This is a genomic window from Shigella sp. FC1567, assembly GCF_001743015.1.
Taxonomy (GTDB): Bacteria; Pseudomonadota; Gammaproteobacteria; order Enterobacterales; family Enterobacteriaceae; genus Escherichia; species Escherichia coli.
In genome coordinates, this window is the sequence record NZ_MIIV01000319.1 from 1 (window position 1) to 912 (window position 912).

At 53.7% G+C, this 912-nt stretch carries 2 protein-coding genes; both read right to left on the bottom strand.

Features of this window, described 5'->3' with window-relative positions:
- A partial coding sequence (locus BHE85_RS16595; RefSeq protein WP_171722596.1) for a prophage tail fiber N-terminal domain-containing protein occupies window positions 1–498 on the bottom strand: 498 nt, incomplete at its 3' end.
- Between the two features lie 23 nt (window positions 499–521).
- The coding region (locus BHE85_RS16600; protein ID WP_171730058.1) for a tail fiber assembly protein at window positions 522–912 on the bottom strand (391 nt) is incomplete at its 5' end.

Below are 912 nucleotides of genomic sequence, written 5' to 3' on the forward strand. Positions count from 1 at the left end.
TGCGATTTCTGACAGATGGTTAGCCATTTTCAGAGTGCCGGTCAGCGCAGCATCAATGTCATTTTTGGCCTGTTCTGCTGCGCGGGCATAACCTGCGGCTGCCGCCACATCCTGCGCCGTCTGCTGTGCGTTTCCGGCTGCGGCCCCGGCGCTCTGCTGCGCCTGCGCCACCATTTCCTCAAAGCGTTTGACGACATCCGGCTTCAGGTCGCCTTCATCGGGGGCAGTCAGAAAGTCATTCAGCGTGCCGGGCTTTGAGTCGTCGTATACAGCAATGTCGCCAACACAGTACTCGTCGCGCCAGTCCCGTTTCAGATACACGCAATATTTTCCGACCTGTGCCTCAAACGAATATTCACCGTTATTTCCGGTCACTACATCAGCCCTGGTACGCATCACCACTTCTGAGGTGTTTACACGGGATTTCAGAATAATCTGGCATCCGGACATGGGGATGCCTGCGCCATCAGTCAGCGCACCTGATATCACTACAGACATAGTTTTTCTCGCGATAAATTAAATCAGGAAGAACCTTCCGGAGAGACGGGCCATTCAATGGCGTTGTATGAGGATTTATCAGTGATGGCGCTGAAATCCATCGCCTGCAGCGATTTCGCGTAAATACGGTACGCTTTCAGTTTTTCCCGGTCTTCGTCGCTGATTAGCCCCAGCAGCAGGTCTTCTTCCCATTCCCCTGTCCGGGCACTGACCTGAGCCAGAAGGGCATCACGCTCATCTTCCGCTTTGAGTCTGTAGTCAAAGACAAATTCATCATTGCGGTAAAACCAGTAACCCGGCGCGGTAATGCGGCGGTTGGCGGTAATATCAGGAACTTCAATAACACTGGCGTTACGGGGTTCAATGCCTGTCACATCCTTACCGACCCACACCACGCGCCCGTCTCCGGTGTAA